The organism is Odoribacter sp. N15.MGS-14, assembly GCF_000980245.1.
Classification (GTDB): domain Bacteria; phylum Bacteroidota; class Bacteroidia; order Bacteroidales; family Marinifilaceae; genus Odoribacter; species Odoribacter splanchnicus.
The window spans coordinates 1-7,699 of sequence record NZ_LARE01000097.1 but is presented as its reverse complement, the minus strand read 5'-3'; the positions used below and the strand labels follow the sequence as shown (position 1 = coordinate 7,699).

At 47.3% G+C, this 7,699-nt stretch carries 8 protein-coding genes; 6 read left to right on the top strand and 2 right to left on the bottom strand.

Features of this window, described 5'->3' with window-relative positions:
• Window positions 1-701: aldo/keto reductase (locus WS34_RS13655; protein WP_046405479.1), on the bottom strand; the 701-nt coding region annotated here is incomplete at its 3' end.
• A 235-nt stretch (window positions 702-936) separates the two neighbouring features.
• Between WS34_RS13655 and WS34_RS13650 the strand changes: the two genes are divergently transcribed.
• From WS34_RS13650 to WS34_RS13635, 4 genes are all read left to right on the top strand, one after another.
• The gene (locus WS34_RS13650; protein ID WP_286693800.1) at window positions 937-1,869 is read left to right on the top strand and encodes a helix-turn-helix domain-containing protein; all 933 of its coding nucleotides are present in this window, start codon (window positions 937-939) and stop codon (window positions 1,867-1,869) included.
• Window positions 1,870-2,070: 201 nt separating this feature from the next.
• Window positions 2,071-2,763, top strand: a complete 693-nt coding sequence (locus WS34_RS13645) for an iron-sulfur cluster assembly scaffold protein (RefSeq protein ID WP_013613087.1) — start codon at window positions 2,071-2,073, stop codon at window positions 2,761-2,763.
• 17 nt (window positions 2,764-2,780) lie between these two features.
• Window positions 2,781-3,794, top strand: coding sequence for a GGGtGRT protein (locus WS34_RS13640; RefSeq protein ID WP_013613086.1), 1,014 nt, complete (start codon window positions 2,781-2,783; stop codon window positions 3,792-3,794).
• Between the two features lie 98 nt (window positions 3,795-3,892).
• On the top strand, window positions 3,893-4,981 hold the full coding sequence (locus tag WS34_RS13635; protein WP_046405474.1) for an acyltransferase: 1,089 nt from the start codon (window positions 3,893-3,895) through the stop codon (window positions 4,979-4,981).
• A gap of 106 nt (window positions 4,982-5,087) precedes the next feature.
• Here WS34_RS13635 and WS34_RS13630 read toward each other — a convergent pair whose 3' ends face one another.
• On the bottom strand, window positions 5,088-5,345 hold the full coding sequence (locus WS34_RS13630; RefSeq protein ID WP_041557489.1) for a GlsB/YeaQ/YmgE family stress response membrane protein: 258 nt from the start codon (window positions 5,343-5,345) through the stop codon (window positions 5,088-5,090).
• Window positions 5,346-5,509: 164 nt separating this feature from the next.
• Between WS34_RS13630 and WS34_RS13625 the strand changes: the two genes are divergently transcribed.
• Both WS34_RS13625 and WS34_RS13620 read left to right on the top strand, forming a co-directional pair.
• On the top strand, window positions 5,510-6,391 hold the full coding sequence (locus WS34_RS13625; protein WP_046405472.1) for a DUF3078 domain-containing protein: 882 nt from the start codon (window positions 5,510-5,512) through the stop codon (window positions 6,389-6,391).
• A gap of 180 nt (window positions 6,392-6,571) precedes the next feature.
• Window positions 6,572-7,636 carry a glycoside hydrolase family 43 protein gene (locus WS34_RS13620; protein WP_046405470.1) on the top strand — a complete coding sequence of 355 codons (1,065 nt, stop codon included), beginning with the start codon at window positions 6,572-6,574 and terminating at the stop codon, window positions 7,634-7,636.
• Window positions 7,637-7,699: the final 63 nt, after the last annotated feature.

The following is a 7,699-nucleotide window of genomic DNA, read 5'->3' as shown; positions in this document are numbered from 1 at the left end:
AAACGGTCGGGATGCATCGTTTTCGGAATGACGACCACTCCCGACTGGATTTGAAATCGCAATACCACCTGACGTACCGTTTTATGGTACCTGTCGGCGATATATATCAAAACCGGGTCATCGTAAAGTGCATCGATTTTTCCTTGTCCGAACGGAGCATAACCCTCGTGCTGTATACGATATTTCTTCATCCAGCGGTAAATCTCTGTCTGCTGTGAAATAAGGTTGGTCTCGATCTGATTCACGGCAGGCACGACCTTATTATACAGTATCAGGTCGATCAGTCGGTCGGAGGTATAATTCGATACGCCGATAGCACGGATTCTACCCGCTGCATACAGCTCTTCCAGTTCCCGCCAGGCGGCATAAGTATTGCCGAACGGCCAGTGCAACAACACAAGATCCAGGTAGTCGGTCTGCAACTTCCGCATCGATTCTTCTACTGAAGCCCGGGTATGTTCATAATTCTTAAACCACACCTTTGTCGTGATAAACAACTCCTCCCGTGCCACATCACTCCCGGCAACCGCCCGGCCGATATACTCCTCGTTTCCATATCCCTGGGCCGTATCGATCGACCGATAACCGATCCGGATAGCCTCCGATACGCTCCGTTCACATGTGTCGGGATCGGTCAAAAGAAAAGTTCCTAATCCCAATACCGGCATTTCAATGTCATTGTTCAGTTTTACAGTTTCCATATCATTGCTTTTATTCTAAGGCAAAATTACCTGCATTTCCTGCCCCGGATGTCCGGAAAATCCTGTTTTCCGAACCAATTTTACAGATTGTCCCATAAATTCACTATATTTGTATCATACAGGATGCGGTTCGGCCATGCCAAATTTGAAAACAAAGTTTTTATTTGTCATTGCACTCACCTTCCGGTATATTTATAATCGGTCGGCCATATAGACTATAGACGTGATGAGCCATATGTTGAAAGTGAAAAACGTAAACGATTACAGTGCCTACCTCGGACATTCCGCCCAACACCGATGGGTAAGCGTCATCGATTATGCAGAGGTAACACCTATCCGTCATTGCCTCTGTAATTACAGCGTTTACGGATTATTTCTGCGGGACGATATCCTGATCGATCTGACCTACGGTCTGGGAAAATACGACTACAACAAGGGAACGCTCATTTGTGTGGCTCCCGGACAGATAGGCGGGAAAGAGGATAACGGAGAGCGGGTAGAGATAGAAGGATGGGCACTCCTGTTTCATCCCGATATACTCCGGGGTTCTCCGCTCGAAAATAAAATCAAAGAGTATTCTTTTTTTTCCTACCAGACAAACGAGGCCCTGCACATGACCGAAGAGGAAAGGGAAATTTTTATCTCCATGCTGCAACAACTCCGTCACGAACTCGGACACCGACCGGATAAACAGCAAGATTCGATCATTCTTTCTTATATCGAACTAATCCTGAACTATGCCAAACGTTTCTATGACCGGCAATTCATGACCCGTCGCCAGGATAACAACGATATACTGGCCCGTTTCGAGAAATTGCTGGATGATTATTACAACAACAGGAAACAATTGTCCAACGGTATTCCGAGCGTATTGTATTGTGCCGAACAACTTTGCATGTCATCGAACTACTTCGGCGATCTGGTGAAGCGAACGACGGGAGAAACAGCAGGTAACCACATCCGCCGGTTTATCGTCGAAAAAACCAAAGACAAACTGATCGGCGGTAATTCTATTTCTCAGATCGCTTACGACCTCGGCTTCGAATATCCACAACATTTAAGCCGGTTATTCAAAAAACAAGAGGGATGTACCCCCACGGAGTACACCGAACGGCTACAAAAGAACAGCACAACCTCCGGTTCCGACCGACCTCACCGGCAATCGTAAAAAAGCACCCTTTACTATATAAAAGTAAATAATCATTTCAATTAAAAAAAAATACAATTTCGACACTTTCCTTTGCAAACGTCTGCACAATTATATGTCCTTTGATCTATTTTTTTATTTGCCGCAAAAGGTTATCTTTGTCCGGTTTATGCGCTAAACGAGTGGTGATTAGCAATATATTAATCTATAAAAGCGATAAAAATGGTATATTCACAGGAAGTACAACACATGTGTGTTGTCAAAAAAGGTCCGAACCATGGACCGGCCCCAATTCCTGAAGAAGGCAAATGGGTGAAAGCAAAAGAAATCAAAGACATCTCAGGTTTAACCCACGGTATCGGTTGGTGTGCTCCTCAGCAGGGGACTTGTAAACTGACCCTGAATATCAAAGAAGGGGTAATCGAAGAAGCCTTGGTGGAAACTATCGGTTGTTCAGGAATGACCCACTCGGCAGCTATGGCTGCAGAAATCCTGCCGGGCAAAACGATTCTCGAAGCATTGAATACCGACCTGGTTTGCGATGCGATCAACACAGCTATGCGTGAATTATTCCTGCAAATCGTATATGGACGTTCACAGAGTGCTTTCTCTGAAGGCGGACTGGTGATCGGTGCAGGCCTCGAAGATTTGGGTAAAGGTCTGCGCAGCCAGGTGGGAACCATGTTCTCTACCAAAGCAAAAGGCGTTCGTTACCTGGAACTGGCTGAAGGATATGTAACCCGTTTGGCTCTCGACGAAGACGACGAAGTATGCGGATACGAATTCGTACGCCTCGGTGTTATGATGGACCTGATCAAAAAAGGCACCGACGCTAACGAAGCATTGAAGAAAGCCACTTCAAACTACGGACGTTTCGCCAATGCAGCTAAATATATTGACCCACGTCACGAATAAAACAGGAGGAACACACTATGGCAAAAAGAGAAGTAAAATTTGAAAGTCAGGATCGTCGGATCGCTCAGATCAACAAAGTATTGAACTCCTATGGCATCGCTTCTATCGAAGAAGCCGAAGCAATTTGCGACGCAAAAGGAATCGATCCTTATCTGGAATGTGAACAGACTCAGAATATCTGTTTCGAAAATGCAAAATGGGCCTACGTAGTCGGGGCTGCTATTGCAATCAAGAAAAATTGTATCCATGCGGCCGATGCTGCCGAAGCTATCGGCGAAGGCCTGCAGGCTTTCTGTATTCCCGGATCGGTAGCCGACGACCGCAAAGTAGGCCTGGGCCACGGTAACCTCGCAGCCCGTCTGCTACGCGAAGAAACACAGTGCTTCGCTTTTCTGGCAGGCCACGAATCCTTCGCGGCTGCTGAAGGTGCTATCAAAATCGCTGAAATGGCCAACAAAGTTCGGAAAAATCCGTTGCGGGTGATCCTGAACGGCCTGGGAAAAGATGCTGCTATGATCATCTCCCGGATCAACGGTTTTACTTACGTACAAACCGAATTTGATTACTATACCGGCGAACTGAAAGTTGTTAAAACCAAAGCTTACTCCGACGGCCCCCGGGCAAAAGTAAACTGCTACGGAGCCGACGATGTACGCGAAGGCGTCGCTATCATGTGGAAAGAAGACGTAGATGTTTCCATCACCGGTAACTCTACCAACCCTACCCGTTTCCAACACCCCGTTGCCGGAACTTACAAAAAAGAACGTGTACTGGCCGGTAAACCCTATTTTTCAGTAGCATCAGGCGGAGGTACGGGCCGTACCCTGCATCCCGACAATATGGCTGCAGGCCCTGCTTCCTACGGCATGACCGATACACTCGGACGGATGCACTCGGACGCACAGTTCGCCGGTTCATCTTCCGTACCTGCCCACGTAGAAATGATGGGATTCCTCGGTATGGGTAACAACCCGATGGTAGGAGCGACTGTAGCTGTTGCCGTTTCTGTTGCACAGGCACTGACCAAATAATCGGATCATCGTTATCCAGATACAAAAATCCTGCAGGTCCACTCCCGCAGGATTTTTTATAATTGTTTTAGATTACACACGAACAATAATATAAAAAAATGAAGCGTATAGTTTTTTTGGATTACGTGCGCGTATTCGCATGCTTTTTGGTTATAGTCGTTCATGCCAGTGAAAATTTCTATGGCGCCGCCGGTTCCACCGACATGGCAGGACCACAATCTTTTCTGGCCAATGAGTCCGATCGGTTGTGGGTGTCCATTTACGATGGTTTCTCACGTATGGCTGTTCCGTTATTCATCATCGTCTCCGCCTTTCTTCTTACACCGATGAAAGAAGAGTTGACCTCCTGGCAGTTCAACCGCCAGCGTTGCATCCGTATCCTGCCCCCGTTTCTTCTGTTCATGGTGTTATACAGTACCCTGCCCCTGCTGTGGGGACAAATAGATGCAGAAACATCGGTAAAGGATTTATCTCGAATACTACTCAACTTCCCGACACAGGCCGGACACCTGTGGTTTATGTATCCCCTGATCAGCCTTTATTTATTCATTCCCGTCATATCTCCCTGGCTAAAAAAAGCCACAGCCAAAGAAGAACGTTTCTTCATCGGCCTGTTCCTGTTATCGACCTGCATGCCGTATCTCAACCGCTGGTGGGGAGAAGTTTGGGGACAATGTTTCTGGAACGAATTCCACATGCTGTTCTATTTCTCCGGCTTCCTCGGTTACCTGGTCATGGCACATTATATGCACACCCACCTCACCTGGAGCCGCTCCAAACGCCTCAGAACAGGAATCGCTTTGATGATTATCGGAGCAGTGTGGACGATCTACTCGTTTTATATCCAGGCGATACCCGGAGAAAATCTGTCCACTCCTGTTATAGAAATCGGATGGGCTTTCTGTACCATCAACTGTGTGCTCCTTACTACAGGTACCTTCCTGATGTTCAGCTGTATAAACCAGCCGAAGTCCCCGCGGCTCATCACCGAAATATCGAAACTCAGCTACGGCATGTACCTGATGCACATATTTTGGCTCGGCCTATGGGTAACGGTATTCAAGCATAACCTGGCATTTCCTACTGTCGCCGCCATTCCCTGTATTGCAGTAACGACATTTATCTGTTGTTTCGTGACGACAAAGATAATCTCGCTCATACCGGGCAGTAAATGGATTATAGGATAAAAACGCATACTGCCATTTTGAGCAAGGTATCCAATCGGTTACACCTTACGTCACCGATTGGATACAACAATTTTACCGAAAACCGATAGAAAGATAATCCGGCCGATCACTCACTATGCCTCCGTCCGCTGAAAAGAGACACAATCCATAGCAAAACGATCGCCCCGATCGTAGCCACAACCAGACTGCCGATAATCCCACCGGTCGAATAAATACCCAGCAGACTGAACAACCAGCCCCCCAATACCCCTCCGATTATACCGACAACCAGATTCACAATCAATCCGAAACCTCCGCCTCGCATAATCTTACCGGCCACATATCCGGCCACAATTCCGATAATAATAAACCAAAGAAATGACATAATCCTATTATTTTCTTTGTTATACTCCAATCCGAAAAAATAGTTCATCTTTCCCCGCTAAAAATTTTTCCCTCGTAAACCATTATGAACTTGCCCGACTTATAATCCCGGCGAATCAGAACTTCACCAACCCGATTTCCGTAAACTTCCAAAAAAACAAAAAAATGATACGTAGCGGAATTTACACATTAGGAATCATCGTATTAACCGGAATCTTAGTACCGGCATACGCACAACCCGGGACGGACACCACCTGGAAAAGGGGTGGAAACATCGGGATAAACTTAAGCCAAGTCAGCCTGAGCCAATGGGCTGCCGGAGGTGATAACGCAGTAGGATTCAACCTGCAATTCAACTACTTTGCCAACTATAAAAAGGCGAAACACCTCTGGAACAATCGTCTGGAACTCGACTACGGTCTGAATAAAACCAAATCGGACGGCACCAAAAAAACAAACGACAAAATCTACCTGTCTTCCACCTATGGATACGAAATAGCGAAAAACTGGTATGCCAGTGGATTGATGACCTTCCAGACCCAATTTGCTAAAGGATACGACTACAACGTCGACCCGGACGTGTTTATCTCGCGTTTTATGTCTCCGGGATACCTCCTGATCGGTGCCGGTTTCACCTGGACCCCCAAAAGCTGGTTTACAGCGACCTTCACTCCAGCCACCTGGAGAGGAACTTTCGTCAGCAGTAAAATCCTTTCCGACCAGGGAGATTTCGGAGTTACCCCGGGTAAACACCTCTTTTCCGAATTCGGTGCTAACTTACGCATGGAAGCCAAATACGAATTCCTGAAAAACATGACCGTGTTCTCCCGGCTCAATCTTTACAGTAACTACCTGAAAGACCCCCAGAACGTCGATATCAGCTGGGATGTACAACTCAACATGGCTATCAATCAATGGTTCTCCTGCAACATCACCACCAATATGATCTACGACAACGACACCAAAATCTTACAAAAAGACGGAACCAAAGGCCCCCGTCTGCAATTCAAAGAAGCCCTGGTCGTCGGCTTCCAGGTCACCTTCTAAAATCCTCGTTTCAGGACAAAAGGTCCGTCCCAGAATCCGGAACTCTGGGACGGACCTTTTGTCCCAATCGACTCCTGCCAGAAACACCGCCTCCGAAAGTCAAAATTCGAAGGTCCCTCTAAATCCTGAAAATTACATAAATTAAACACAGTTATTTAATAAAATTGAGATATTTGTAACATGAAACGATATCTCTTTTTATTTCTTATTGTTACTATTTACGGATGCCGGGAACAGGCGAACCGGCCAGCCCGGACAATTCCCCGGACAAGTGTGGCTTCATACAGTAATCCATTGTTAACATCGGGAGCAGACCCCTATGCCATCTACCATGACGGTGTATATTATTATACCCAGTCGATGTACGACCATCTTTCCATCTGGAAGACAAAGGATATTACCGACCTCAGGCATGCCCGGAGCAAAACCGTATGGCTCCCGGACGATCTGACCAATAGCCGGGACCTTTGGGCTCCGGAACTGCATTATCTCGACGGGAAATGGTATCTTTACTATGCAGCTGCCGGTATCCGGGCCGGGAGCCATCAACTATACGTACTCGAAAACAGCCATCCGGACCCGACCGAAGGCCGGTTTATCTACAAAGGTCAGCTCCGCACTTCCGCCGACCAAAGCTGGGCGGTAGATGCTTCGGTATTCACCCACAGGGATTCACTCTACCTAGTATGGTTCGGTATCCCCGAACAACCGATTCCTTATATTTTCAATTGCATTTACATTGCCCGTCTCGAAAATCCCTGGACACTGGCCACCCGGCCGGTTATGATCGGTATTCCCGATCAAAGATGGGAACGTCATGACCCGGAAGCCGCTTTTTCGATGGGTAGCCCGCAACCCTTAAAAAGTCCCGACGGCAATCTGATTCACCTGGTCTATTCGGCCGGCGGAAACCGGCCTCCTTATTCAGCCCTGGGACTGATGACCGCCCAAAGCGGCAGTAACCTGCTCGATCCGGCCTCCTGGAAAAAGTCACCACAACCTATATTTTGCCAGAACGATACGCTGGGCGTATTCGGCCCCGAACATTGCAGCTTTATAAAATCTCCGGATGGGACCGAAGATTACATTTTTTACCATGCCCGCTATCGTCTGGAGCCAGCGGCCAACGATCTGCGGACACCTCGTTTACAGAAATTTTCGTGGGATAAAAAAGGTTTCCCGGTATTCGGGCAACCCATCCCCTGTCACGTCAAACAGCCCAAACCTTCAGGTACAGCGATATGAGAACTTTTTTCTTTTTTCTATTGATCCTATCAGCCGGATGCCGGCATACCGATCCCGACCTTG

Excerpts from the sequence above, each read along its gene's own strand:
- WS34_RS13650 (WP_286693800.1), top strand. The coding sequence starts at position 937 with ATGTTGAAAGTGAAAAACGTAAACGATTACAGTGCCTACCTCGGACAT.
- WS34_RS13645 (WP_013613087.1), top strand. The coding sequence starts at position 2,071 with ATGGTATATTCACAGGAAGTACAACACATGTGTGTTGTCAAAAAAGGT.
- WS34_RS13640 (WP_013613086.1), top strand. The coding sequence starts at position 2,781 with ATGGCAAAAAGAGAAGTAAAATTTGAAAGTCAGGATCGTCGGATCGCT.
- WS34_RS13635 (WP_046405474.1), top strand. The coding sequence starts at position 3,893 with ATGAAGCGTATAGTTTTTTTGGATTACGTGCGCGTATTCGCATGCTTT.
- WS34_RS13630 (WP_041557489.1), bottom strand. The coding sequence starts at position 5,345 with ATGTCATTTCTTTGGTTTATTATTATCGGAATTGTGGCCGGATATGTG.
- WS34_RS13625 (WP_046405472.1), top strand. The coding sequence starts at position 5,510 with ATGATACGTAGCGGAATTTACACATTAGGAATCATCGTATTAACCGGA.
- WS34_RS13620 (WP_046405470.1), top strand. The coding sequence starts at position 6,572 with ATGAAACGATATCTCTTTTTATTTCTTATTGTTACTATTTACGGATGC.